27 protein-coding genes are annotated in these 24,770 nt (G+C 72.5%); 18 read left to right on the top strand and 9 right to left on the bottom strand.

From position 1 onward, the window contains the following. Window positions 1–41 precede the first annotated feature (41 nt). A complete protein-coding gene (purD, locus tag FB047_RS05205) occupies window positions 42–1,313 on the bottom strand; it encodes a phosphoribosylamine--glycine ligase (protein ID WP_136586135.1) in 1,272 nt (423 codons plus the stop codon). Window positions 1,314–1,492: 179 nt separating this feature from the next. Between purD and FB047_RS05200 the strand changes: the two genes are divergently transcribed. Together FB047_RS05200 and FB047_RS05195 are read left to right on the top strand one after the other, a co-directional pair. Beyond that, window positions 1,493–1,849, top strand: a complete 357-nt coding sequence (locus tag FB047_RS05200; protein WP_136586134.1) for a sterol carrier family protein — start codon at window positions 1,493–1,495, stop codon at window positions 1,847–1,849. Between the two features lie 210 nt (window positions 1,850–2,059). Next, window positions 2,060–2,395 carry a potassium transporter Trk gene (locus FB047_RS05195; protein ID WP_136586133.1) on the top strand — a complete coding sequence of 112 codons (336 nt, stop codon included), beginning with the start codon at window positions 2,060–2,062 and terminating at the stop codon, window positions 2,393–2,395. 3 nt (window positions 2,396–2,398) lie between these two features. Here the strand turns inward: FB047_RS05195 and FB047_RS05190 are convergent, their stop codons facing one another. Beyond that, the gene (locus FB047_RS05190) at window positions 2,399–3,010 is read right to left on the bottom strand and encodes a zinc-binding alcohol dehydrogenase (RefSeq protein WP_136586132.1); all 612 of its coding nucleotides are present in this window, start codon (window positions 3,008–3,010) and stop codon (window positions 2,399–2,401) included. A gap of 93 nt (window positions 3,011–3,103) precedes the next feature. Between FB047_RS05190 and purM the strand changes: the two genes are divergently transcribed. From purM to FB047_RS05175, 3 genes are read left to right on the top strand one after another with little or no spacing between them, the layout of a single operon-like run. Next, window positions 3,104–4,246 carry a phosphoribosylformylglycinamidine cyclo-ligase gene (purM, locus tag FB047_RS05185; RefSeq protein ID WP_136586131.1) on the top strand — a complete coding sequence of 381 codons (1,143 nt, stop codon included), beginning with the start codon at window positions 3,104–3,106 and terminating at the stop codon, window positions 4,244–4,246. 6 nt (window positions 4,247–4,252) lie between these two features. Beyond that, window positions 4,253–5,728 (top strand): amidophosphoribosyltransferase, encoded by a 1,476-nt coding sequence (gene purF / locus FB047_RS05180; protein ID WP_136586130.1) that lies wholly within the window; start codon window positions 4,253–4,255, stop codon window positions 5,726–5,728. Further along, on the top strand, window positions 5,725–6,945 hold the full coding sequence (locus FB047_RS05175; protein WP_136586129.1) for an MFS transporter: 1,221 nt from the start codon (window positions 5,725–5,727) through the stop codon (window positions 6,943–6,945). The genes purF and FB047_RS05175 overlap by 4 nt, the downstream gene beginning before the upstream one ends. Window positions 6,946–7,101: 156 nt before the next feature. Here the strand turns inward: FB047_RS05175 and FB047_RS05170 are convergent, their stop codons facing one another. Then, window positions 7,102–7,284, bottom strand: a complete 183-nt coding sequence (locus FB047_RS05170; protein ID WP_136586128.1) for a DUF3073 family protein — start codon at window positions 7,282–7,284, stop codon at window positions 7,102–7,104. Window positions 7,285–7,441: 157 nt separating this feature from the next. Between FB047_RS05170 and FB047_RS05165 the strand changes: the two genes are divergently transcribed. After that, the gene (locus FB047_RS05165; RefSeq protein WP_136586127.1) at window positions 7,442–7,957 is read left to right on the top strand and encodes a universal stress protein; all 516 of its coding nucleotides are present in this window, start codon (window positions 7,442–7,444) and stop codon (window positions 7,955–7,957) included. Window positions 7,958–7,961: 4 nt separating this feature from the next. Here FB047_RS05165 and FB047_RS05160 read toward each other — a convergent pair whose 3' ends face one another. The 3 genes from FB047_RS05160 to FB047_RS16850 form a co-directional block, all read right to left on the bottom strand. Continuing rightward, window positions 7,962–8,567, bottom strand: coding sequence for a PadR family transcriptional regulator (locus FB047_RS05160; protein WP_136586126.1), 606 nt, complete (start codon window positions 8,565–8,567; stop codon window positions 7,962–7,964). Beyond that, a complete protein-coding gene (locus FB047_RS05155; protein WP_136586125.1) occupies window positions 8,567–9,412 on the bottom strand; it encodes a DUF4097 family beta strand repeat-containing protein in 846 nt (281 codons plus the stop codon). Before FB047_RS05155 ends, FB047_RS05160 begins: the two co-directional genes overlap by 1 nt. A 263-nt stretch (window positions 9,413–9,675) precedes the next feature. Then, window positions 9,676–9,840: a hypothetical protein gene (locus tag FB047_RS16850; protein WP_167494157.1), complete on the bottom strand. Its 165-nt coding sequence runs from the start codon at window positions 9,838–9,840 to the stop codon at window positions 9,676–9,678. Between the two features lie 240 nt (window positions 9,841–10,080). Here FB047_RS16850 and FB047_RS05150 point away from each other — a divergent pair, with 240 nt between their 5' ends. From FB047_RS05150 to FB047_RS05125, 6 genes are all read left to right on the top strand, one after another. Next, a complete protein-coding gene (locus FB047_RS05150; protein WP_136586124.1) occupies window positions 10,081–10,350 on the top strand; it encodes a DUF7218 family protein in 270 nt (89 codons plus the stop codon). A gap of 5 nt (window positions 10,351–10,355) precedes the next feature. Next, window positions 10,356–11,321, top strand: coding sequence for a DNA topoisomerase IB (locus FB047_RS05145; RefSeq protein WP_136586123.1), 966 nt, complete (start codon window positions 10,356–10,358; stop codon window positions 11,319–11,321). 145 nt (window positions 11,322–11,466) lie between these two features. Then, window positions 11,467–11,832, top strand: a complete 366-nt coding sequence (locus tag FB047_RS05140; protein ID WP_136586450.1) for a fluoride efflux transporter FluC — start codon at window positions 11,467–11,469, stop codon at window positions 11,830–11,832. Window positions 11,833–11,976: 144 nt separating this feature from the next. Beyond that, complete coding sequence (locus tag FB047_RS05135) at window positions 11,977–12,906, top strand: carbohydrate kinase family protein (protein WP_136586122.1); 930 nt, start codon at window positions 11,977–11,979, stop codon at window positions 12,904–12,906. Next, window positions 12,903–13,544 (top strand): class II aldolase/adducin family protein, encoded by a 642-nt coding sequence (locus tag FB047_RS05130; RefSeq protein WP_136586121.1) that lies wholly within the window; start codon window positions 12,903–12,905, stop codon window positions 13,542–13,544. Before FB047_RS05135 ends, FB047_RS05130 begins: the two co-directional genes overlap by 4 nt. An 11-nt stretch (window positions 13,545–13,555) precedes the next feature. Then, window positions 13,556–15,016, top strand: coding sequence for an aldehyde dehydrogenase family protein (locus FB047_RS05125; protein ID WP_136586449.1), 1,461 nt, complete (start codon window positions 13,556–13,558; stop codon window positions 15,014–15,016). Window positions 15,017–15,194: 178 nt separating this feature from the next. Here the strand turns inward: FB047_RS05125 and FB047_RS05120 are convergent, their stop codons facing one another. The 3 genes from FB047_RS05120 to FB047_RS05110 all read right to left on the bottom strand — a co-directional run bounded on the left by FB047_RS05120 (window position 15,195) and on the right by FB047_RS05110 (window position 18,321). Further along, window positions 15,195–16,472: an MFS transporter gene (locus FB047_RS05120; RefSeq protein WP_136586120.1), complete on the bottom strand. Its 1,278-nt coding sequence runs from the start codon at window positions 16,470–16,472 to the stop codon at window positions 15,195–15,197. Further along, window positions 16,469–17,539, bottom strand: a complete 1,071-nt coding sequence (locus FB047_RS05115) for an alpha/beta hydrolase (protein ID WP_136586119.1) — start codon at window positions 17,537–17,539, stop codon at window positions 16,469–16,471. The genes FB047_RS05120 and FB047_RS05115 overlap by 4 nt, the downstream gene beginning before the upstream one ends. A 146-nt stretch (window positions 17,540–17,685) precedes the next feature. Beyond that, window positions 17,686–18,321: a TetR/AcrR family transcriptional regulator gene (locus tag FB047_RS05110; protein WP_167494156.1), complete on the bottom strand. Its 636-nt coding sequence runs from the start codon at window positions 18,319–18,321 to the stop codon at window positions 17,686–17,688. A 56-nt stretch (window positions 18,322–18,377) separates the two neighbouring features. Here FB047_RS05110 and FB047_RS05105 point away from each other — a divergent pair, with 56 nt between their 5' ends. From FB047_RS05105 to FB047_RS05080, 6 genes are all read left to right on the top strand, one after another. Beyond that, the gene (locus FB047_RS05105; protein ID WP_136586117.1) at window positions 18,378–19,826 is read left to right on the top strand and encodes a flavin monoamine oxidase family protein; all 1,449 of its coding nucleotides are present in this window, start codon (window positions 18,378–18,380) and stop codon (window positions 19,824–19,826) included. Beyond that, on the top strand, window positions 19,823–20,281 hold the full coding sequence (locus tag FB047_RS05100) for an SRPBCC family protein (protein ID WP_136586116.1): 459 nt from the start codon (window positions 19,823–19,825) through the stop codon (window positions 20,279–20,281). The genes FB047_RS05105 and FB047_RS05100 overlap by 4 nt, the downstream gene beginning before the upstream one ends. Before the next feature lie 107 nt (window positions 20,282–20,388). Then, the gene (locus FB047_RS17350; protein ID WP_136586115.1) at window positions 20,389–20,682 is read left to right on the top strand and encodes an alpha/beta hydrolase fold domain-containing protein; all 294 of its coding nucleotides are present in this window, start codon (window positions 20,389–20,391) and stop codon (window positions 20,680–20,682) included. Window positions 20,683–20,743: 61 nt separating this feature from the next. Beyond that, the gene (locus FB047_RS05090) at window positions 20,744–20,968 is read left to right on the top strand and encodes a hypothetical protein (protein ID WP_136586114.1); all 225 of its coding nucleotides are present in this window, start codon (window positions 20,744–20,746) and stop codon (window positions 20,966–20,968) included. 40 nt (window positions 20,969–21,008) lie between these two features. Further along, entirely contained in the window at window positions 21,009–21,374 is a 366-nt protein-coding gene (gene crcB / locus FB047_RS05085) for a fluoride efflux transporter CrcB (protein WP_136586113.1), read from the top strand. An 81-nt stretch (window positions 21,375–21,455) separates the two neighbouring features. Next, on the top strand, window positions 21,456–24,632 hold the full coding sequence (locus tag FB047_RS05080) for an efflux RND transporter permease subunit (RefSeq protein ID WP_136586112.1): 3,177 nt from the start codon (window positions 21,456–21,458) through the stop codon (window positions 24,630–24,632). The last annotated feature ends 138 nt before the right edge of the window (window positions 24,633–24,770 follow it).

The following is a 24,770-nucleotide window of genomic DNA, read 5'->3' as shown; positions in this document are numbered from 1 at the left end:
CGCAACCGAGCCGACCAAGGCTCGGGCCCCGACGAGCGCCGTCAGTCCTGCGCGACCCGCGCGGCGATGTCGGTGCGGAACTGCCCGCCCTCGAGACCGATGCGCTCGAGCCCCGCGTAGGCCGCCTCGCGCGCCTCGCGGAAGGTCGTGCCGGTCGCGACCACGCTCAGCACGCGCCCGCCCGTGGCGACGAGGTCGGCGTCGCGCTGGGCCGTGGCGGCATGCGCCAGGTGGACGCCGTCGACCTCTTCGGCCTCGTCGAGGCCGGTGAGCACGCGCCCGGTCAGGGGCGCTTCGGGGTAGCCCTCGCTCGCGAGCACGACGGTCACCGCGGTGGCCTCGGCGAAGGCCGGGCGGGGCTCGTCTTCGAGGGTTCCGGATGCCGCGGCCAGTAGCAGGCGCGACAGCGGGTCGACCAGGCGCGGCAGCACGACCTGCGTCTCGGGATCGCCGAAGCGCGCATTGAACTCGATGACCTTCACGCCCTGCTCGGTGAGGATGAGCCCCGCGTACAGCAGTCCGATGAAGGGGGTGCCCTCGGCATCCATCTGCCGGATCACGGGCTCGGCGATCTCGCGCGTGACGAGGTCGACGAACGTCTCCTCATCGCCGAAGCGGTCGCTCAGCCAGGGCAGCGGAGAATAGGCGCCCATGCCGCCGGTGTTGGGGCCCTCGTCGCCGTCGCGCAGGCGCTTGAAGTCCTGAGCGGGGCTGAGCGGAGCGACGTGATCGCCGTCGCTGAGGAAGAACAGTGAGACCTCGGGTCCCGAGAGGAACTCCTCGATCAGCACCGCGCCGGTGGGCAGGTAGGTCTCGGCGTGGGCGAGGGCGGCGTCACGGTCGCTCGTGACGATCACGCCCTTGCCCGCGGCCAGGCCGTCGGCCTTGACCACGTAGGGGGCGCCGAACGCGTCGAGCGCCGCGGCCACGGCCTCGACGTCGTGCGCGCGCGCGGAGCGTCCGGTGGGCACGCCCGCGGCATCCATGATCCGCTTCGCGTAGGTCTTGGATCCCTCGAGCTGAGCCGCGGCCTTGCCGGGGCCGAACACCGGGATGCCGTGCGCTCGCAGCGGATCGGCCACGCCGGCGACCAGCGGCGCCTCGGGGCCGACCACGACCAGGTCGATCGCCTCGTCTTTCGCGAAGGTGAGCACGGCGGTGGGGTCGAGCGGATCGAGGTCGACGAGGTGCGCCTCGCGCGCGATTCCGGCGTTGCCGGGGGCGGCGAAGATCGCGTGCGACTCCTGCTCCGAGCGCAGCGCGAGGATGATGGCGTGCTCGCGCGCGCCCGAACCGAGGACCAGGATTCTCACGCGGCCAGCCTAGCGAGCGCGGGGCCGGGGCTCGGGTCGCGGTCTCCCGGCCCGGCGCGGTCGCACGCTCCGTGATCCGCACAACCTCCGTCGCGCGGGCCGCGGCGGAGCTGAGGTTCTGCGAATCGCTGACATCGCGCGCGGCGCCGACGCGCACCGCCCCGAGTAGCGTGGATGCCATGCCTCCCCGCCGTATCGAGACCGGTGACGGCCGCGACGCGCTCGCCGCCGTCGCCGCCGGAGACGCCCCGCGCCCGGCCACGGCGACCGCGGTGCGCTACCTGCTGCAGCTGCTCGCCGAGAAGGCCCCCGGCAACTCGGTCGAGATGCGCGTGCCGCCCTTCGGGGCCGTGCAGGTGATCGAGGGCCCGCGCCACACGCGCGGAACCCCGCCCAACGTCGTCGAGACCGACGCCGCCACCTGGATCGCCGTCGCCACCGGCCAGGAGCACTGGGCGGATGCCGTGGCCGCCGGCCGCATCATCGCCTCCGGTGTGCGCGCCGACCTGAGCGCGCTGCTCCCCCTGCGGCCGTAACCCTCGGCCCCGCCCCGAACGGACCCCGACGCGCGGGATGCCCCGGCACCCGCGCGGAACGCGGGTCCTCTCGCGCGCAGCCGGTCTCCTCGCAGAAGGATCCCGCCCGCGCGAGGGGCGCCGTCCGCGGAACGCCCGGCCGCGGACGCCGGCTCGCTCGACGCCGAAGAACCCGACCCGCTCGCGGTTCTGCGGTGGGACAATATGCGTATGTCCGACCAGCCCGCTCCCGAACGACCGGTGTACGTCCGCGACGATATCGAGACCGTCACGGTGCGCCGCGCCCCCAAGTACGGCGTCTTCCTGGCCGCGGGTGCCTTCCTCGGCATCCTCGTGGCCCTCATCCTCACCGTGGCCATCGACGGCACCGACGTGAGCCCCTACACGCAGGTCGTCTACTCGCAGGTGCAGGTCTTCGGCTTCACGGCCCTCATCTGCGTGGTGCTGGGGGTCGCGCTCGCCGCGATCGTCGCCCTCATCTTCGAGCGCACCCTGGGCGGACGCACCCGTCAGGTCACCGTCGACCACGAGCAGTTCGAGGTCTGACCCTCACGCCAGCTCGGCGATGATCGGGTGGATCGCGGTGTCGAACGCGACCACGTCGCTGCGCAGACCGTCGGTCACCGCGACGGTGAGGGAGCCGATCCACCACACGCCCCGCTGAGCGAGCGGGAGCACCTGCACGTTCAGCTCGAACGAATGGGCCCGTCGACCGACCACCCGCTCGTGTGCGGCGATCGCGCTCGCGTAGGCGCGGTACGACACCCCCGGTCGCGCCGCGGACTCCCGCGCGTAACGGTCGTGGGCGAGGCGCGCGAAGTCGACGGCGTCGTCGGCGTGGCGGCCGATCGCGGCGCGCAGGGCATCGGCGCCCTCGACCGGGAGTGCGACGAGCGTGCCGAAACCGTCGACCAGCTCGAGCGGCACGGGCGAGGGATGCGCCTGCGGTTCCACGGTCAGCGCCCAGTAGCTGCGCCACTCGCGCTCGAGCAGTTCGTGCGCGGCATCCGTGCGCTCGTCGACGAGCGGCGGAGGGACGCGGCGGAGGGCGGGCAGCTCCTCGGGAGAGCGGATGCCGAGCACCTGACGCAGGTAGAGCGCGACGAGCACCGGTTGCGCCGCGTCTTCGCGGATCACCCATTCCGGCTGGCCGCCCGTCATGGCGCCATTGTAGGGAGGCGGGGCGGGCTCGGGGCCGGGCCTTGCGGACCCTGCCGGACACCCGCGCGTGTCCGCCCCGGGTAGTCTGTTGCGGTGGCCTCCGCTCCCCACGAAAACCCGTACTCCGCCGCAGGCGTCGATACCGCCGCCGGAGATCTCGCCGTCGAACTGATGAAGTCGGCCGTGCGCCGCACGCACGGTCCCGAGGTGCTGGGCGGGGTCGGCGGCTTCGCCGGCCTCTTCGACGCCTCCGCCCTTCGCGACTACGCCAAGCCGCTGCTCGCGACGAGCACCGACGGCGTCGGAACCAAGGTCGCGATCGCTCAGGCCATCGACAAGCACGACACGATCGGCGAAGACCTCGTCGGCATGGTCGTCGACGACATCGTCGTGGTCGGGGCGCGGCCCCTGTTCATGACCGACTACATCGCGTGCGGCAAGGTCGTGCCGCAGCGCATCGCCGACATCGTCGCGGGCATCGCGCGCGGCTGCGCCATGACCGGCACCGCGCTCGTCGGCGGCGAGACGGCCGAGCACCCCGGTCTGCTCGGCATCGACGACTACGACGTCGCGGGAGCGGCGACCGGCGTCGTCGAGGCCGACCGCGTGCTCGGCGCCGATCGCGTCCGCAGCGGCGACGTCGTGCTCGCGCTCGCCTCGAGCGGCCTGCACTCCAACGGCTACTCGCTCGTGCGCCACATCATCACCGGCGCGGGTATCGCCTACGGCTCGGCCTCCGCCGACCTCGGCGGCACGTGGGGCGAGGCGCTGCTCGAGCCCACGCGCCTGTACACCTCCCCGCTGCTGCGCCTGCTCGACGACGCGGCGGTCGGCTCCGGCATCCACTCGCTCAGCCACGTCACCGGCGGCGGCATCGCCGCGAACCTCGCGCGCGTGCTGCCGCAGGACACGTGGGTCGACGTCGACCGCTCGACGTGGAGCCCGTCGCCGGTGTTCCGGGTGCTCGCCGATCTGGGCGGCCTCGACCTCACCGCGACCGAGGGCACCTGGAACCTCGGCATCGGCTTCCTCGCCGTGGTCTCGCCCGAGATCGCGGATGCCGCGACCGCGGCGCTGCAGGCCGACGGCATCGCCACCTGGCAGGTCGGCGTCGTGCGTGACGGCGCCCGGCCCGAGGGCGAGTACGAGCAGGGCGCGAAGGGCGTCGACGGCGGTGCCGTGCGCCTGGTCGGAACCTACGCGGATGCCGGTCACCCGGCGAACGGAGCGAACTAACACCCCATGTGCGGCATCGTCGGCATGGCCGGGCAGGGCCCGGTCAACCAGGAGATCTACGACGCGCTCCTCCTCCTCCAGCACCGGGGGCAGGACTCCACGGGCATGGCCACGGCCGAGTCCAGCGGGGTGTTCCACATCCACAAGGCCCGGGGGCAGGTGCGCGAGGCGTTCCGCACGCGCGACATGCGGGCCCTCCTCGGCGACATCGGCCTCGGGCACGTGCGGTACGCGACCAAGGGGACGGCATCCAACGAAGAAGAGGCGCAGCCCTTCTACGTCAACGCCCCCTACGGCATCGTGCTCGTGCACAACGGCAACCTGACCAACACCCGCGAGCTCACGCGGGAGCTGTTCAGCAAGGACCGTCGCCACCTCAACACCAGCAGCGACACCGAACTGCTCGTCAACATCCTCGGCTCCGAGCTGCAGTCCGAGATCACCGGTCCCGACCTCGACCCCGACCAGGTCTTCCGCGCGGTCGCTCGCGTGCACGAGCGCGTCGAGGGGTCGTACGCCTCGATCGCCCTGATCGCCGGGTACGGGCTGCTCGCGTTCCGCGACCCCTTCGGCATCCGCCCGCTCATCCTCGGCAAGCGTCCCGCCGCGACCGTTCCGGGCGGCGAGCTGCGCGACGAGTGGATCGTGGCCTCCGAGTCGCTCGTGCTCGAGAACGCGGGCTTCGAGGTCGTGCGCGACGTCGAGCCCGGTGAGGCCGTGTTCATCAGCCTCGACGGCACCCTGCACGCGCAGCAGTGCGCGAAGACCACGATGCTCGCGCCGTGCTCGTTCGAGTACGTCTACCTCGCGCGTCCCGACTCGGTCATGAACGGCGTCTCGGTGTACGAGACGCGTCTGCGCATGGGCGAGCGCCTCGCCGACACGGTCGCGAAGTACACGCCCGCCGGGGCCATCGACGTGGTCATGCCGATCCCCGACTCCGCGCGTCCGGCGGCCATGCAGGTCGCCCGCAAGCTCGGGATCGAGTACCGCGAGGGCTTCTACAAGAACCGCTACGTCGGCCGGACGTTCATCATGCCCGGTCAGGCGGTGCGCAAGAAGAGCGTGCGCCAGAAGCTCAACGCGATGTCGACGGAGTTCCAGGGCAAGAACGTGCTCCTCGTCGACGACTCGATCGTGCGCGGCACCACGAGCCGCGAGATCATCCAGATGGCCCGGGATGCCGGAGCCAAGAGCGTGACGTTCGCCTCGGCCGCGCCTCCCGTGCGCTACCCGCACGTGTACGGCATCAACATGCCCTCGCGTCACGAGCTGGTGGCCCACGGGCGCACGATCCCCGAGATCGCCGAGGAGCTCGGCTGCGACTACCTGGTGTACCAGGAGGTCGAGGACCTGAAGGCCGCGATCATGGAGGGCACCGACCTGGTCGACCTCGACATGAGCTGCTTCGACGGCCGCTACGTCACGGGCACCGTGTCGGAGGAGTACCTCGCCTGGGTCGAGGGCAGCCAGGAGTCTTGACCCCGCCGAGACCGGCGGGGACGCTGGCGCTGGCCGCGTCGGCCATCGTCCTGCTGGCGCTGACGCTGCGGATCGCGGTGGCCTCGCTGTCGCCGTTGCTCGACGTCATCGACCGCGACTTCGCCCTGCCGGCGGCGGTCGTGGGCCTGATCGGCATGGCGCCGCCGGTGGCGTTCGCCCTGGCCGGAATGGTCGCCCCCGCGATCGAACGCCGCCTCGGTCTCGAGCGCAGCGTGCTGGTCGCGGCGGTGGTCGCCGCCGTCATGCTCGGGCTGCGGGCCGCCGCGGTCGACGCGTGGACGCTCCTGGCCGCGACGGCCGGGGTGTTCGCGGCGGTGGGGGTGGCCAACGTGCTGATCCCGGCGGCCGTGAAGAAGTACTTCCCCGAGCGAATCGGGCTGATGACCACCGTCTACACGACGACGATGGCCGTCGCGACGTTCACTCCGCCGCTGGTCGCGGTGCCGCTGGCCGACGCCGTGGGCTGGCGCGGATCGTTCGCGACGTGGGCGGTGGTGGCCCTCGCCGCCGTCGTGCCCTGGATCCTCATGAGTCTGCGGGCGCGGGCCGCACGCGTCGACCTCGTCGAGGAGCCGCGCACCTCCGTGCTGTCGCGCATCGTGCGGGTGCCGCAGACGTGGGCGCTCGTGCTGACGTTCGCGGTGAACTCCGCCGTCGCGTACGGCATGTTCGCCTGGCTGCCGCCCCTGCTGGTCGACGTGGCGGGCGTCGACGCCGCCGAGGCCGGGGGACTGCTCGCGCTGTTCTCGTTCATGGGCCTGCCGGTCTCGCTCCTCGTCCCCCTGCTCGTGCAGAGGATCGGGCGGACGACGCCGTTCTACGCCGTCGCGGTCATCGCCGGTCTCACCGGGGTGGCGGGCCTGCTCGTGGCCCCCACGGCGGCGACGGTGCTGTGGGTCGTGCTGATCGGCATCCCGCCCCTGCTCTTCCCCCTCGTGCTGGTGCTGTTCGGGTTGCGCACGCGCGGGCACGAGACGGCGGTCGCGCTGAGCGGACTGGTGCAGAGCGCGGGCTACGCGCTCGCCGCCCTCATGCCGCTGGCGATCGGCCTCACGCACGAACTGACCGGGGGATGGGTCGCGGCCCTCGTCGTGCTCGGCGCGGCGATCGCGTGCGCCGTGCCCGCGGGGCTGATCGTCGCGCGGCGCGAGACGATCGAGGACGCGTGGGAGAGGCGTACCGGACGCCCCTGGTGACGACCCGCCCCACTCAGGGGCGTCGCCCACCCCGGGACGAAAGAACGGCGGTGACGATCACGTCACCGCCGCTCGACATCGAGGGTCGACGAGAACGACTCGTGCCCACCCGGTCGCCGCAGAGGCGTCAGCGGGTGCGCGGACGAGCGAGAGGCGTCAGGCCTTCTCGTCTTCGTATTCGTCGGCGTACTGGTCGGCCCACTTGTCGACGTAGGCGTCTTCACCCGCCGCGGGTGCGCCCAGCTCGCGCTCGAGGGCCGAGTAGTTCACCGAGTAGGTGTCGTACTTCAGCTCACGGGCGATCTTGGTGTTCTTCGCCTTCTGACGGCCACGCCCCATGCGAGACCCCCTCACGATCGACGTCGAGGGCCGCTGTGCGAGCCCTGCGTATTGCGGTTCCGGACCGAGCCGGTAAGAGTAACAGCCAGGATATCACGGCGCATTCCGGCCGAGCCGTCGCGGGCTCGGGAGAGCGCCCGTCGCGACAGGAGCAGTCATGACCGATCAGCCCCGCCCCGAAGCCGCGCCCGGCGCGGTGATCGCCGGTGTCGTTCCGGGACAGTCGTCACGGGTCGTGCGGGAGGCGGCCCGCTACGCCGCGCTGTCGAAGGCGCCGCTGATCGTCGCCCACGTCGACACCACGCGCTTCGTCGCGTTCGAGGATCCCGACGGGTACGTGCACTCCTCGACGGTCGATGTCGCGGGTGCGGCCTCGAAGGCCGCGCTCGACGAGGTGCGCCGAGCGGCGGGTGAGGCGCTCGCCGGCCACGACGTCGAGTGGAGCGTCCGGCAGGTGATCGGCGACCCCGCACTCGCCCTCATCCAGCTCGCCGATCAGGTCGACGCGGCCCTGCTCGTGGTGGGCACCCGCAAGCGCGGCATCGGGGAGTCGTTCCGCGAATTCCTCACCGGTTCCGTCGCCGCGCGGCTGAGTCATCGGCAGCGCCGGCCGGTCCTCGTCGTTCCGCTCGGAGAACCGGCCGCCGCCGACGAGGAGCTGCCCTGGGCGTGACGCCCTACCCGCGCAGGGCGTGGGTGACGGCGTCCGAGGCGCGGCGCAGCGCCTCCTCGATCCCGTCGACCCCGGATGCCGACAGCTCGCCGCCGCGGGCGACGTGCGCGCGCAGTTCCGAACGCACGCGTCCGCGGAACTCGGTGATCGCCGCGTCGGCCCGCGACAGCTGCTCGCGGCTGCGCGCGCGGGCGTCGTCGGCGGGGGTCGCGGTGGCGTGCTCGCGTTCCTCGCGCGAGGCGGCCGCGAGGTCGGCGCGGAGGCTCCGCATCGCATCCCGCACGCTCCCGCGCACCTCGTCGGCGATCAGACGCACGCTGTCGGCGAGCCCCGCCTGAATGCCCTCCAGGTCGCCCGCGCGCTGCGCGACCTCGGCGCGGCCGGCATCCGTGATCTCGTAGACGGTCTTGCGCCCGTCGACGGTCTTGGTCACCAGGCCTTCTTCTTCGAGCTTCGACAGGCGCGGGTAGATCGTTCCGGCCGACGGGGAGTACGTGCCGCCGGTGCGTTCCGACAGGGCCTGCATGAGGTCGTAGCCGTGGCGGGGTGCCTCGTCGAGCAGGCTGAGGATGTACAGGCGGAGGTCGCCGTGCGAGAAGACGGGGCTCATCACCACTCCTCCTCTCCGGCGAGTTCTTCGGGGCGCAGGCCCGAGATGCCGCGGCGCAGCACGGTGATCTCGCCCGAGACGGTGTTGGCGCGCACGTCGACGAAGCTCCCCGCGAGGGTGCCCGTCGACCCCGTGTAGGTGGTGGGGCCCTTGCCGGAGCGCACGATCCCGTCGATCTGCACGCGGCCGCTGACCGAGCGCGAGACGTAGTTCGCCGGGAGGGCGCGGTCGAGGCGGATGGTCGCGGTGCCGCTGACGGAGTTCAGCGAGATCGACTGGGTCTCGCCGCTCGAGTCGACCAGCATCGCTCCCGAGACGGTGTCGATCGACGCCTTGGCGATGCGGCCGGTGGCGGCGACGTCGCCCGAGACGCTGTTGGCGCTCAGCGAGCCGTCGAGCTCGCGCACCTGGAGGTCTCCGGAGACGGCATTCAGGTCGACGTCGCCCTCCAGGCCGTCGACGATGATGTCGCCCGACACGGTGTTCAGGCGCACGTCGGTGCGAAGGCCCGACACGAGGGCGCTGGCGCTCACGACCCCCAGGGTCAGCGCGACGGTGCGCGGCACGGCGACGCTGATCTCGGCCTTGGGGCCACCCGCGCCGAAGTTGCGGAACACCTCGAGGAAGTTGTCCCACCGCAGCTGAGGGTGGTCGATCTCGAGACGGCCCTCGACCATCTCGATGCGCAGATCCTTGACCGTGACGCCGTGCACCTCGATGCGGGCGTCGGTCTCGTCGTGGGCGATCACGTCGACCTGGCCGCCGACGAGGCCGATCTTCAGCTCGCGCAGTCCGGCGACGTCGATGACGCGCGTCTCGCCGGGATGGATGATCCATTTCTCCATGTGGGGTCTCCTCACTCGCGATATATCGCGTTGGGTCGAGTGTCGCGATATATCTCGAGTTCGTCAAGAGGAGAGCGCGCCCGGGGGCTCAGCCGCCCCGTGATCGGCGCCTCCCCCGGAGGTCCCTGAGCCTGTCGAAGGGATCGCGACGGGCGAAGACGACGGATGCCACGCCCTCGAGGAGGACGTGGCATCCGGGGCGGGAGATCCCGCCGGGAATCGAGGTCGACGCGCACCCGAAACGCGTCGTCCGCTCGATGGGGTCAGACGGGCTTGCGACCGCTGATGAGGCGGAACAGCAGCACGATGAGGGCGATGAGGCCGACGATGATCGCGATCCACAACAAGAAGCTGGCCGCCTGGCCGAGTCCGCTGAAGATGGCGATGACGATCGCGGCGGCGATGATGATGATCAGGAAGATGTTCACGGGGGGCTCCTTCTTTCCCGCGCCGGAGCGCGGGACCTGGCGAGGTCATCCACCCGCTCCGCTCTGCGACGAGCAGGCGGCGCAACGGGTGGCTGATGTCCACGCTGTCACCGTCGAGGGCCGCGGTCAGTGGGGTTGACGCTGCGTGAAACCGGCTGTTATCCGCGCGGATGTCAACCCGCGGGCGCGGCGCCGCGCCCGCGGCGTAGCGTCGGACTCCGCGACGGGAAGGAGTCGATCATGCCCCAGGGACGTGGGTCCAGCAGCCTCAAAGACCCCGAGATGTACGAGGAGCTGCGCAAGAAGGGCGACTCGAAGGAGAAGGCGGCCCGCATCTCGAACGCCGCCGCGGCGCAGGGGCGCGACACCGTCGGCGAGAGGGGCGGTCACGCGGAGGACTACGAGGACCGCACCGTCGACGAGCTGAAGAAGCGCGCGAAGGAACTCGGCATCACCGGCTACTCGGGCAAGAAGAAGGCGGAGCTGATCGACATGCTCCGCTCGCACTGACGCGCATGGCGAGGCTCGTCCGCGTCCGGCCCTACGAAGACCCGGGCTATCGCCGGGTGCGCTCCGGATCGGGTTTCCGCTTCGTCGACCACACCGGGGCGGCCGTGCCCGAGCGCGACGCCGAACGCGCGCGCGGTCTCGTCATCCCTCCGGCGTGGCGCGAGGTGTGGATCGCGCGCGAGCCCAACGCGCACATCCAGGCCGTCGGCACCGACGAAGCCGGGCGGCGCCAGTACACGTACCACGCCGACTGGTCGAAGCGGCAGGACAAGGGCAAGTTCTCGCGCGCTCTCGACCTCGCCGAGACCCTGCCGCGGGCGCGCGCCCGTGTGACGCAGTCGCTGCGCCGCAGCGACATCGACCGCGAGCGGGTGCTGGCGGTGTCGTTCCGCCTGCTCGACCTCGTCGCGCCCCGGGTCGGGAACGCGCGGTACTTCGTCACGAACGGCAGTCGCGGCCTCACGACCCTCCAGCGCAGGGATGCCACGGTCGAGGGCGATCTCATCCGCCTGTCGTTCCCGGCGAAGAGCGGCAAGCGCGCCGACCTGCGCGTGCACGACGCCGAGCTGGCCGCCCTCATCGAGGAGCTCGCTCTCGGCCGCTCGCGCGCGGCGCTGCTGAGCTACCGGCGCGGACGTCGGCGCGTTCCCCTCACGCCGGGGGATGTGAACGCCTACGTGCGCGCGCTCACCGGTGGGCCGTTCAGCGCGAAGGACTTCCGGACGCTGCGGGGCACGATCCTCGCGGCCGAGTCGCTCGCGAAGGCCGGGGCCGTCGGGGGCAAGAACGAGCGCAAGAAGGTCGAACTCGCGGCCGTGCGGTGCACCGCCGACGCGCTCGGCAACACTCCCGCGGTCGCCCGGGCGAGCTACATCGACCCCCGCGTCTTCGCGCTGTACCGCAGGGGGCGCACGATGGACCTCGGCGGGTCGAAGGATGCCGCGATCCGGCGGCTCATCCTCGGGGAGTGAGCCCGCTGCGTCGATCGAGTGTCCACGACACCCGGACGCGTTCGGAATCCGTCCGGGTGTCGTGGACATTCGGCCGGGGTGCGTGGCACGGGCGGGCGCCGACCGGACGCGGGGCGGGACGGCGGCGTAGGGTGGCGCGGTGAGCATGTGGCGTGACGCGGTCCTCGTCGCCGCGGGCGGGGCGATCGGTACGGCCGTCCGCGCGGGGCTCACGCTCGCGCTCGGCGCCGACCTCGGCTCGGCTCTCGTGCCGCTCATCAACGTCGTGGGGGCGTTCGCGATCGGCATCCTGTTCGGATGGAGGGCCCGGATGCCGGAGTCCTCGCGCGCGCAGCGCGTGCAGCTGTTCGTCGGGACGGGTGTGCTGGGCGGCTTCACCACCTACAGCGCCCTCGCCGTGGAGTCGGCCGATCTCGCGCTGCTGTGGTGGGGCGTGGCGACCGTCGTCGTGGGCACTGCCGCGGCGTGGGGCGGCGTGCTGATCGGTCGCGGCGGGCGCGCGCGCAGCTGAGGAACGCCCCCGGGGTCTCGGTCGGCGCTCTCGGGGCGCCCCCGCGGCCGTCCTCGTGGTTGTCGCCGACGGGAGAAAGTGGTACAAATGTGCCACTTACTCGGCGTGGGCCGTCGCGCCGCGCCCCGACCCGGAGGTTCGACGATGAACGCCGCTCCCCAGATCGTCACGCTCGGAGCCCACGTGCTCGACACGATCGTGCATCCCGTCGACGAGATCCCCCCGGCGCAGGGGTCGCTCCTCGTCGACGAGATCGTGATGTCGGCAGCCGGTCCCGCGGGCGGCACCGCTCTCGTGCTCGCCAAACTCGGCGCGCACGTCGCCACCTGCGGAGCGGTCGGCGACGACGTGGCGGGCCGCGTGCTGCGGGGACTGCTCCACGACGCCGGGGTCGACGTGACGCACCTGCGCACCGACGCCCTGCCCACCTCTGCATCCGTCCTGCCCATCCGCTCCGACGGCTCGCGCCCCGCCCTGCACGTGGTCGGGGCGAACGCCCTCGCCGCCGACGTCGTGCCCTGGGACGCGCTCGCCGCCGCCGACCACGTGCACGTCGGAGCCCCCGAGCTGCTCGGACCCGAGAACGTCATCGAGATCCTCGACCACGCGCGGGAGAACGGCGCGACGACGTCGCTGGACTTCCTCATCGGCGGCGAACCGGCGTTCTACCCCCTCATCGAGCCGCTGCTCGCGCACGCCGACTACGTGCTGCCCAACGCCGAACAGGCGCGCGGATGGAACGGTGCCGCCGACCTGCCCGCCGCCGCCCGCGCGCTGAGCGCCGCGGGGGCCCGCATCGTGGCCGTCACCGACGGGGGAGACGACATCGTGCTCGTCGAGGGCGACGACCTCACCCGCGTACCGATCGTGCCCGCCGACCCCGTCGACACCAGCGGCGGCGGCGACGCGTTCTCCGCGGGGTTCGTCTTCGCCCGCCTCCGCGGCGCGTCGGCGACCGAGGCGGCGCGCTTCGGCTCCGCCGTCGCCGCCCAGGTGGTGGCGGGGGTCGGAACCTCGAACGGCGACTACGACGCGGCATCCGTCGACGCCCTGCTGCGCGAGGTCGCCCGATGACCGACGTGCGCGAGGCGGTCGCCGCGACCTGCCGCTCACTCGCCGCGCAGGGGCTGGTCAAAGGCACCGCCGGAAACGTCAGCGTGCGCGTCGCGGACGGCCTCGCGATCACGGCGACCGGGGTGGTCTTCGCGGACGCGGTCGCCGACGACGTCGTGATCGTCGACGCCGACCGGCGCGTGGTCGCGGGTCGTCTCGCGCCCAGCTCGGAGCTCGACCTGCACCGCGCCGCCTACGCCGACGACGCGGTGGGCGCGGTCGTGCACACGCACGCACCGGCGGCGGTCGCGCTGTCGCTGGTGAGCGACCGCCTGCCGTGCGTGCACTACCAGCAGCTCTCGCTCGGCGGAGAAGTGGACGTGGTGCCGTTCGCGGTGTTCGGCTCGCCCGAACTCGCGGCGCGCACCGGTGCGGCCCTGGCGAGCGCGAACGCGGTGATCCTCGCCCACCACGGCGCGGTCACCACCGGTCGCGACCTCGCCGACGCCGTGGTCAACACGGCGCTGCTGGAGTGGGCATGCGACATCTACCTGCGGGCGCGCGCGGTGGGCGAACCGGCCGAGCTGACCGCCGCCCAGCAGGCCGAGGTCGTCGCCGCGGCGGTGTCGACCGGGTACGGCCGCACGCGGGAGCTGTGACGATGGATGCCATGACGACGACGCCGACGTTCGACTCGCTCAGCCCGCTCGACGGGCGGATCGTCGCGACCTTCCCGGTCGACGACGCCGACGCGGTCGCCGCGACCGTGGAGCGCGCGCGTGCGGCCGCGAGCCGATGGGGGCGGCAGGGGTTCGACGGACGCCGCCGCACCCTCCGGGCGTGGCGTCGCGACATCGTCGCGCACCTCGACGACCTCATCGCGCTCGTGCGCGCCGAGACGGGCAAACCCGCCGGCGACGCGCGGCTCGAGATCATGCTCGCCCTCGACCACCTGGCGTGGGCGGCGACCCACGCCCGCCGGACGCTGCGGCGACGGCGGGTGCGCCCGGGGCTGCTCATGATCAACCAGTCGGCGAGCGTCGGGTACGTCCCCTACGGCGTGGTGGGGGTCATCGGCCCCTGGAACTACCCCGTCTTCACGCCGATGGGATCGATCGCCTACGCGCTCGCCGCCGGCAACGCGGTGGTGTTCAAACCCAGCGAGTACACCCCGGCGGTCGGCGCCTGGCTCCGGCGTTCGTTCGTGCGCGCCGGTGGCGACCCCGACGCGTTCGCGGTGGTGACGGGGCGGGGCGAGACCGGTGCCGCCCTGTGCCGTTCGGGGGTCGGCAAGGTCGCCTTCACCGGCTCCACCGCCACCGGCAAGCTCGTCATGGCGGCGTGCGCCGAGACGCTCACGCCCGTGGTGATCGAGGCGGGAGGCAAGGACGCGCTCCTCGTCGACGAGGACGCCGACCTCGACGCCGCCGCGGAGGCGGCGGTGTGGGGTGCGTACTCGAACGCGGGGCAGACGTGCATCGGCATCGAGCGCGTGTACGCGCACGAGCGGGTGTACGACCGCTTCCTCGAGGCGGTGGTCGAGCGCACGCGCGAGCTCCGAGCGGGCGTGGACGCCGACGCGCGGCTCGGGCCGCTCACGATGGCCCGCCAGGCCGACGTCGTGCGCGCGCACGTCGCCGACGCCCTGGCGCACGGCGGCACGATCCGGGTCGGCTCCGTGCCCCCGCCGGGCACCGTCGTGCCGCCCGTCCTGCTCACGGGGGTGGACGAGTCGTCGGACGCGGTGCGCGAGGAGACGTTCGGGCCGACCCTCGTCGTCAATCGCGTGGCCTCCATGGACGAGGCGATCGAGCGCGCCAACGCCGTGCGCTACGGCCTGTCGGGGGCCGTCTTCTCGCGGCGACGCGGGCGGGAACTGGCTCTGCGCCTGCGGGGAGGGATGATCGCGATCAACTCGGTGATCTCGTTCGCCGCGGTTCCCGCGCTGCCCTTCGGGGGCGTGGGGGACTCGGGGTTCGGGCGCATCCACGGGGCCGACGGGCTGCGCGAGTTCGCCTCCGCCAAGGCCGTGACGCGGCGGCTCTTCCCCTCGCTGACCCTGACGAGCATGCGGCGCTCGGCGCGCACCGACCGCGTGGTCGACCGCATCATCCGCGTCCTCTTCGGCTGAGCCGGCGCGCCCGGCGCACGGGGGCCGCGCCGCCGCCTGCTGCCCTAAGCGCCGAGCCCGCGGCATCCTGTGCGGGCCGCCGCTCCGCTCCCGCAATGTTCAGCGCTGTGCCCGCCGCCCGCCGTGCCCGGCGCCGCCCGCCGTGCCCGCCCGCCGTGCTCGCCCGGGCGGGTGGCGCTCAGCGCACCGAGCGCACGCGCAGGATGATCGCCGCGCCCAGCAGCCCGGCCGCCCCGCTCGCGACGAACAGGCCGGTGAAGCCGCCGAACGCGACGACCGCCCCCGCCCCGAGCAGCGGTCCGAAGGCCTGGGGGCCGGCGAGGGCGATGTTCATGATGCCGACGTCTTTGCCGCGCGTCTCGGCCGAGGGCAGCACCTGCGTCGCGAGCGCCTGGTCGACGGCGAAGAAGCACCCCTGCCCGAGTCCGAGCAGCACCGCGCCCACGATCGCGGTCGTCTGAGCCGGGGCCACCGCCAGCAGGAGGGCGGCGACCGCCTGCGCCGACCCCGAGGCCAGCACGAACACCCGTCGACGCCCGACGACGTCGCTGAGCTTGCCGAGGCCGACGGATGCCACGATCGTGACGACCATGTAGATCACCGTCGTGAAGACCAGGAAACCCGTGGGATCGTCCAGGCCGAGCGCGAAGGTGAAGAAGTACAGCAGCATCGTCGTCGCGATCGCGTTGCTGAGGTTGATGAGGACGCGGCTGGCGACCGTCCACGCGAAGTCGGGGTGACGGCGCGGATCGACCCAGATCGACGACAGGACGCCGCGCACCGTCGCGGGGCCGAGCCGGGCGGCGTCGGCGTCGGAGAGGGGGACGTCGTGCAGGCGCAGCAGGAACGGCACCGCCAGCACGACGGCGCACACGGCGAGGGCGAGGTAGCCCGACGCGGTCGTGGTGAACACCGCCGTCACGAGCACCATCCCGAGCAGGATGCCGAGGGCGTTCGGCGCCGAGATCCAGCCCGACACCAGTCCGCGCTGGTCGACGGGCACCCGGTCCGCCATCACGGCGGTGAGGGCGGCGGATGCCATGCAGAAGCCGATCATCGTGGTAGTCCACATCACGACGGTCCCGACGGTCCCGGTCTGGACGCCGAGCAGGGCGAGTCCGGCCGCGACGAGCAGCACGCCCCCGAGGATCCAGGGGCGACGGCGTCCGAAGCGCGATCGCGTGCGGTCGCTGAGCGCCCCCACGATCGGGTACGCCACGACGACGAAGGCGCCCGCGACCGCGCTCACGAGCCCGTACGCGACGAGGGACGACAGCCACTGCTCCGAGGAGTGCTGCGCGGCGATCTGCAGGGGGAGCAGCACTTGGACGGGAACGAGCTGCGCCATCCACAGCCCGAGCCAGACGCCGGCGAACGCGGCGATCCATCCCGCCCGTACGGGACGGGTCGGCTCCGCGTAGGCCGAAAGGGGCGGCCGATGCGTCTCGGCGCTCATCGGCGGTCGCCGGCGCGTGTCGCCGCCAGGGTCTGCAGGGCCCATCGACCGGCGTCGGCGACGGCCTCGCGCGCCTCGCGCAGGGCGCCGCAGGCGTTGAAGAAGCCGTGGATCTGGCCGGTGTGCACCACGAGGCGCGTCGCGACGCCGGCAGCCGTCAGCCGCTCGGCGTAGTCGACGCCCTCGTCGCGCAGAACGTCGAAGCCCGAGACGGCGACGTAGGCGGGGGCGACGCCGGAGAGGTCGTCGGCCAGGATCGGCGAGACGAGGGGGTCGTCGCCCGTCGCCCCGTCGCGGAGATAGTGGGCGGCGTACCAGTCCATCTGCGCCTCGGTGAGGAAGTACCCGTCGCGGAACAGGTCGTACGAGCGGCGTTTGCGCGAGAGGTCGGTCACGGGGCAGAAGAGGATCTGGAACGCGGGAGCGCCCGCGTCGTCGTCTCGCGTGACGATCGAGGTGAGCGCGGCGATGTTCCCGCCCGCGCTCTCGCCGCCGACGCCGACCGTTCCCGGGGCGGCGCCGAAGCGTTCGGCGGCGTCGCGCACGAACCTGAACGCGTCGATGCTGTCGTGCAGCCCGTACGGGAAGGGCGCTTCGGGGGCGAGCCGGTAGTCGACCGAGACGACCGTCATGCCCGAGGTCGCCGCGAGCGTGCGGCACGCGGCATCCCCGCTATCGAGGGATCCGAGCACCCATCCGCCGCCGTGGAAGTACACCACGACGCCCGGAGCGGGGCGGTCGGTGCGGGCGCGGTAGACGCGGCCCGCGATCGCCCCGTCGCGCGTGGGGATCGAGATGTCCTCGCGCTGGGCGAGGCGGGTGGTGCTGGCGAAGGTCCAGGCCTCCCTCTCGATGTGCTCGCGCGCTTCGGCGAGCGGGAGTTGTTCGAACCGGGCGCCGGGGGCGTCGTTCATCACGCGCAGGGAGACCTGCACGGCGGGGTGCAGCTCGTTCCCGTCGATCTCTACGGGGGCGCCGGCGAGGGCACGGAGCGCGCGCGGGGGCAGGGCGCCCAGTGCTCTCGCGCCGGCGCGCAGCAGGTGGTCGTGGGGTCGGGGACGGATCATCGCGGGTGAGCCCTTCTGCCGGTCACGTCGTCGTGATCGACTATCGGGTCACTTTATTGCACAGAAGTACAGCTTTGTGTGAAGAGAATGTGAAGAGGGCGGAATCGCGCTGGCCTCGGTCAACAAAACCTGTACATTTGTGCCAACTAAGCGGGACCGTCTCCCGCCTCGCCCAGCGACGAGGTCGCGGCGAGGGTGACGAATCCCACGAGCACCGCCCGCAGGGCGTGCGCCAAGGACTGGTACTGGACGACCTCGGAACGGGCGATGCGATGAAGGGCGAAACCGTCGATCACGGCGACGACCGCGGCCGCGGCGTGCGGATCGGTCACGCCGTTCGTGCGCAGCACCGCCGCGGCCAGGCCGCGCGTCTCGTCGAGGATGCGCTCGACGTGCACGCGCAGGGCCGGATGCCGCGAGGCGAAGAGGTAGATCTCGAACTGGGCGACCGTGTGCTCCTCGGACTGCTGCCGGACGATCTCGACGAACTCGTCGATCGCCGCGCCCGGACGGTTCGCCCCGGTTTCGAGCAGGGCGCGGAACTGCTGCAGACGCTCGAGCTCGGCGTCCATCGCGTGCGCCACCGCCTCGCCGATCATGTCGTCGAGCGAGGCGAAGAAGTACGTCGTGGACGAGTGCGGCACCCCGGCCGCCGCCGCCACCGAGCGGTGCGTGACGCCCGAGATCCCGCGTTCGGCGATGATCGCCAGCGTCGCGTCCAGCAGCAGGTCTTTGCGCGCTCGGCCCCTCGCGCGCATCGACCGGTTCGTCGTCTCGGCCACGGAGTCCTCCTCGCCGCCCCGCCCGGGCGGCATCGCATCAGAAACGGAGCAAGCCTATGACCGCCCCCGTCTCCCCGCCCGCCGCGGGCGTCGATGTCGTCGTCGTGGGGGCCGGTCTCTCCGGCCTGACCGCGGCCCACCGGCTCCGCCAGTACGGCCTGTCGGTCCGCGTCTTCGAGGCGTCGTCGAGGGTCGGCGGCCGCGTGTCGTCGACCCGCGTCGACGGCGTGCACGTCGACCTCGGCGGCACCTTCGTCGGTCCCGGCCAGGACCGCGTCATCGCCCTGGCCGACGAGGTCGGGGTGGGCCGCTACCGCACCTACGGCGCGGGGGAGAACGTCATCCGCTGGCGCGGGCAGCGCCGGCGCTACCGCGGAACGGTCCCGCCGGTGGGGGCGAGCCTGCTCGACGTCGGTCGCATCCAGCTCACGCTCGACCGCCTCGCCCGGACCGTGCCGTGCGGCGCCCCCGCGACGGCCCCGCAGGCGGCCCAGCTGGACGCGGAGAGTCTCGGATCGTGGCTCCGTCGGTCGCGGGCGTCGTCGGCCGCGCGCGACCTCATCGCGATCGCGGCCCGCACCACCTGGGGGTGCGAGCCCGACGAGATCTCGCTGCTGCACGCGCTGCACTACATCCACCAGGCCGGCGGGCTGTCGTCGATGCTCGACACCGAGGGCGGGGCGCAGGAGGAGCACTTCGTGGAGGGTTCGCACGAGATCACCCTCCGCCTGGCCGCCGCGCTGGGCGACGACCTGACCCTGGACGCGCCGGTGGAGCGCATCGCGTCCACGGGCGACGGGGTGCGGGTGACGGCGGCCGACGAGGTCGTGACGGCGGGGGCGGTGGTCGTGGCCGTCCCGCCCGCGCTGCGCTCGCGGATCCTCTTCGCCCCCGCCCTGCCCCCCGCGCACGCGCAGATGGCGCAGCGCTGGCCCGCCGGCATCCTGTCGAAGGCGTACGCCGTCTACGAGACGCCCTTCTGGCGCGAGCAGGCGCTCTCGGGGCAGGGGCTCAGCGACACCGGCCCGGTGTTCATCACGTTCGACGCCGGTCCCGAGGGGGCGGACGGTCCGGGCGTCCTGCTCGGCTTCGTCGGCGGGGTGTACGCCCGCGAGTGGGACGAGCTGCCCCCGGCCGAACGGCGGGCCCGGGTGCTGTCGTCGTTCGCCGACCTGTTCGGTCCTCGGGCGCTGGATGCCACGGGCTACGTCGACCAGCGCTGGGGGGCCGAGCCGTGGGTCGGCGGAGGACCCACCGCGGCGCCCGGTCCGGGTTCCGTCGTGCCGTACGCCGCGACCCTCGCCGCCCCCGTGGGGCGCGTCGTGTGGGCCGGCACGGAGACCGCCGACCGGTGGACGGGCTTCATGGACGGGGCGGTGCGCGCGGGGGAGCGCGCCGCGCTCGAGGCCCGCGCCCTCGTCTCCGCCACGGCCCGGCCCACCGCCTCGACCATCGCCTCGACGACCGCACCGCTGACCGCATCGCCCACGGGAGGGACCTCATGACCTGGCGCCGCCACTACACGCACCTCACCACCGCGAGCGCCGAGGCGGTGTGGAAGAGGTGGACGACCCCCGAGGACTGGGCCGTCGACGACCCCGATCTGCGGCGCGCCGACTTCGCCGTGCCCGCGCGCGTGGGGGCGAAGGGGCGGGTGGTGAATCACGGCACCCCCGCGCAGACGTTCACCTTCACCGAGCTGCAGCCCGGTGTCGCCATGAACTTCCGCATCTCGCTGCCCGGCGCCGTGTTGTCGTTCCCGCATCGCATGCGGCAGACCCCGAACGGGCTCTCGGTCACGCACGGCGTCGAGGTCTCGGGTCCGCTGGCCGCGGTCTTCGGTCCGCTCGTGGGGCGCAGGATCGCCGCGGGGCTGCCCGCCGTGGTGCGGCTGGTGACCACGAACGCCCTGGCCGACACCGCTGCCGCCGCCGCCGACGCCGATTCCGCCGCGGAGTGACGCGATGTCGCTGTCGATGACCCTCACGGCCGCCGCGATGTGGATGGACGCCGCTCGCATCCGCCGCGCCCTGTCCCGCGACGACTACCTGTCCACCCTCGACCCGGATCGTCGGCCCGCGCCCCCTCCCGCGCATCTGCGGCGCCGGCTCCGTCAATCCGGCGCGCGCCGAGCTCGACGGTCTTCCCCCGACCCTCGTCTTCCAGGGCGGGAGGGACATCTTCTTCGACGACGTGGTCGCCTTCGGGCGCCGCGCGCGGGACGCGGGCTCACCCGTGCGGGTGGTCACCGCCCCGGCGGGTTTCCACGTCTACGTGGGGGCGTTCTGGACGCCGGAGGCGCGGTCCGCGTACGCCCTCGTCGGCGCCCTGTCGCGGCATCCGTCCGAGAGCGTGACGTAACAGTACATTTGTGCAAGAATCTCGCCAGGGTGACAAGGACGCACCCGGATCAGGAGACACGATGGCCGCTCGATACGACCTCGCCAAGGTGAAGCTCGGCGCACTGATGACCGACCCGGATGCCGAGGGCATCATCCTCGACGTCATCCCCGACCTCAAGGCGAGCCCGACGTACCTCATCGCCCGCACGCTCACCGCGAGCGCGGCCCTGCAGCTCGCCGCCGCCCAGATCGGATCCGAGAAGGCCGCCGAGCTGCGCCGGCGCGTCGAAGCCCTCGAGGCCTGAGCCGACGCCTCCGGCGCGCGCGGCGGCGTAGGGTGACCGGGTGACACCCCTGGTCTTCCTCGCCGTCGCGCTCGCCGGAGGCGTCGGCGCGGCCCTCCGCTACGTGCTCGACGTCGCGGTCCGGCGGCGCACCGGGGAGCGGTTCCCCTGGGGGATCCTGGTCGTGAACCTGACCGGGGCGCTGGTTCTCGGCATCCTGACCCCCCTTGCGGCCGACGAGGCGTGGCGGTGGATCCTCGGAACCGGGCTGCTCGGCGGCTACACAACTTTCAGCGCCGTGGCGGTGACCACCGCGCTGCTCGCGGAGGAGGGGCGCACGCGCGCGGCGGTGTCGTACGCGGTGCTGTCGTTCGTCGGCTCGGTCGTGGCCGCGGCCGTCGGGCTCACGGTGGGTTCGCTGCTCTGAGCCGCGACCCGTCGCGAGGGGCATGGGATACTTGACGTTCGATACACCTCTGTATCGAACCGTGATCCCGAAGGGTCCTTCGTGTCGTACCTGGCCGTCCTGAGCCTGAAGAACCGCGCCCTCATCGCCCTCGTCACGATCGTCGCGGCGATCTTCGGCGGTCTGGCGCTGACGAGCCTCAAGCAGGAGCTCATCCCCTCGATCGAGTTCCCCCAGCTCGCGATCGTCACGACCTACCCGGGTGCTTCGCCCGAGGTGGTCGAAGCCGACGTCTCGACCCCCATCGAGAACGCGATCCGCGGTGTCGACGGGCTGGAATCCACGACCGCGACCAGCACGACGAACTCCTCGATCGTGTCGGCGTCGTTCACCTACGGCACCGACCTCGCCGCGGCGCAGCAGAAGATCCTCGCCGCGATCGCGCGCATCAACGACCGACTCCCCGAATCCGCCGACACCACGGTCGCCTCCGCCAGCATCGACGACTTCCCCGTCATCCAGCTCGCGGTCACCGGCTTCACCGACGCGCAGGCCACGCAGTCGATCCTGCAGACGAGCGTCATCCCCGATCTCGAAGACGTCGAGGGCGTCAACGGGGCCCAGATCGTCGGCGGAACGGGCCAGCGCGTCACCATCACCCCCGACACGACGAAGCTCGGCGAGCGCGGGTTCGGCCAGCAGGCGATCACCGACGCGCTCGACGCCAACGGCGTGCTCTTCCCCGGCGGCTCGCTGACCGAGGGCGATCAGACCCTCACCGTGCAGACCGGCACGAAGCTCACCAGCGTCGACGAGATCGCCGCGCTGCCGCTCGTGCCGACGGATGCCGCGCAGTTCCAGGCCGGGCAGACGACCATCGGCGACGTCGCCTCGGTCGAGCTGCAGACCGACCCCGTGACCACGCTGTCGCGCGTCGACGGCCAGCCGGCGCTCACCATCGCGGTCACCAAGCTGCCAGCGGCCAACACCGTCGATGTCTCGCGCGGCGTTCTCGCCGCCCTCCCGGGCCTCGAGTCGCAGCTCGGCCAGGGCGCGACCTTCACCGTGGTGTTCGACCAGGCGCCGTTCGTCACGCAGTCGATCGAGGCCCTCGCCCAGGAGGGCCTGCTCGGACTGGTGTTCGCGGTCGTCGTCATCCTGATCTTCCTGATGTCGGTGCGCTCGACCCTCGTCACCGCCATCTCGATCCCCACGAGCGTGCTCATCACCTTCGTCGGGCTGCAGGCCTTCGGCTACTCGCTGAACATCCTCACCCTCGGCGCGCTCACGATCGCGATCGGCCGCGTCGTCGACGACTCGATCGTCGTCATCGAGAACATCAAGCGGCATTACGTCGGTGATGCCGAGAAGATCCCCACCATCATCCGGGCCGTGCGCGAGGTCGCGGCCGCGATCACGGCATCCACGATCACCTCCGTCGCCGTGTTCCTGCCCATCGCCTTCGTCGGCGATGTCACCGGGGAGCTGTTCCGCCCCTTCTCGCTCACCGTCACGATCGCGATGGCGGCCTCGCTGCTCGTCTCGCTGACGATCGTGCCGGTGCTGGCGTCGTGGTTCCTCAAGCCGGGCACCGTCGTGCGCGACGCCGAGGGCAACGCGATCGACCCCGAAGCGGCCGACGCCCCGCCGACCCGTCTGCAGAAGGCCTACGTGCCCGTGCTGAGCTGGACGCTGAAGCACTCGTGGGTCACCCTCGGCGTGGCCGTGCTGGTGCTGGGCGCGACGCTCGCGGCCGTGCCGCTGCTGAAGACCGACTTCCTCGGCGACTCGGGGCAGAACACGTTCACCGTCACCCAGAAGATCGGCGATGCGCCGAGCCTGGATGCCGAGGACGCGGCCGCCCAGAAGGTCGAGGCCGTCCTGCTCGACACCGACGGCGTGCAGACCGTGCAGACCTCGATCGGTTCGAGCGGTTCCGCGCTGCGCGACGCCTTCTCGGGTGGCGGCTCGGGCATCACCTACTCGATCACCTCGCAGTCGGGCACCGACCAGGTCGAGCTGCGCGAGCGCGTGCGCACCGAGCTCGAGAAGCTGACGGATGCCGGCGAGATCGAGGTGTCGGCGCAGGGGAGCGGCTTCGGATCCACCGACATCACGGTCGACGTGACCGCCCCCGACGCGAACACCCTGCAGCAGGCGAACGACGCCGTCGTCGCGGGCCTGAACGGACGCGAGGGGATCGGCCAGGTCACCAGCAGCCTCTCGGCCTCGCTGCCGTTCGTCTCGGTGCGGGTGGATCGCGACGCGGCCGCCGAGCGCGGTCTGTCGGAGCAGGCGGTCGGCGCCCTCGTCTCGGGCGCCCAGCAGCCGCGCCAGGCGGGCACGGTCGAGCTCGACGGCCGCGGGGTCACGGTGTACCTCGCCACCGCGAACCCGCCGCAGACCATCGACGACCTGCGCGCCCTCGAGATCCCGAGCGCGCGCGGCACCGTGCGGCTCGACGAGATCGCGTCGGTCGAACAGAGCCAGACGCCCCCGTCGATCTCCACCGCCCGCGGGCTGCGCACGGCCTCGATCACGGTGACACCGACGACCGACGACCTCGGCAGCTCGTCGGCGAGCGTGAACGCGGCCCTCGCCGACGTGCAGCTGCCCGAGGGGGCCACCGCGAAGGTCGGCGGCGCGGTCACCGATCAGCAGGACGCCTTCGGCCAGCTCGGCCTCGCGCTGCTCGCGGCCATCCTCATCGTCTACGTCGTCATGGTCGCGACCTTCAAGTCGCTGCGTCAGCCGCTGGAGCTGCTCGTGTCGGTGCCGTTCGCGGCGACCGGGGCGATCCTGCTGCTGCTGGTGACGGGCGTGCCGCTCGGCGTCGCCGGCATGATCGGCGCGCTCATGCTCGTCGGCATCGTCGTCACGAACGCCATCGTGCTGATCGACCTCGTCAACCAGTACCGCGCGCGCGGTCTCAGCGTGCACGACGCGACGATCGTGGGCGGGGCGCGACGTCTGCGGCCGATCCTCATGACGGCGCTCGCCGCGATCTTCGCGCTGGTGCCGATGGCCCTCGGCATCACGGGGCACGGCGGATTCATCTCGCAGCCGCTCGCCGTCGTCGTGATCGGCGGTCTCGTGTCGTCGACGTTCCTGACGCTGCTCGTGCTGCCGACGCTCTACAACCTCATCGAAGGAGCGAGCGAACGGCGCCGGGCCCGGCGTGCCGCGCGAGACGCGGGCGGGTCGGAGTCGACGGGCGCTGCGCCGATCGCGGACGACGGGCACCCGCTGAGCCGCCGCGAGCTGCGCGAGAAGCACTGACCCGACGCGGGTCGGCCGCGAGGATCGCGGGCCGCGGGGTGGTGCGGCGCGCGCCGGGAGTGTGTGCATCGGCGCACGCGCCGTGCGTCGTCGCCGTCGCGTGGGCGGTCGCCGTGGGGTGTGCCGCGCCGGAGAGCA

The organism is Microbacterium hydrothermale, from assembly GCF_004854025.1.
In the GTDB taxonomy this organism is placed as follows: Bacteria; Actinomycetota; Actinomycetes; order Actinomycetales; family Microbacteriaceae; genus Microbacterium; species Microbacterium hydrothermale.
The sequence above is the reverse complement of the archived record's forward strand: the minus strand, read 5'-3'. Positions and strand labels throughout refer to the sequence as shown.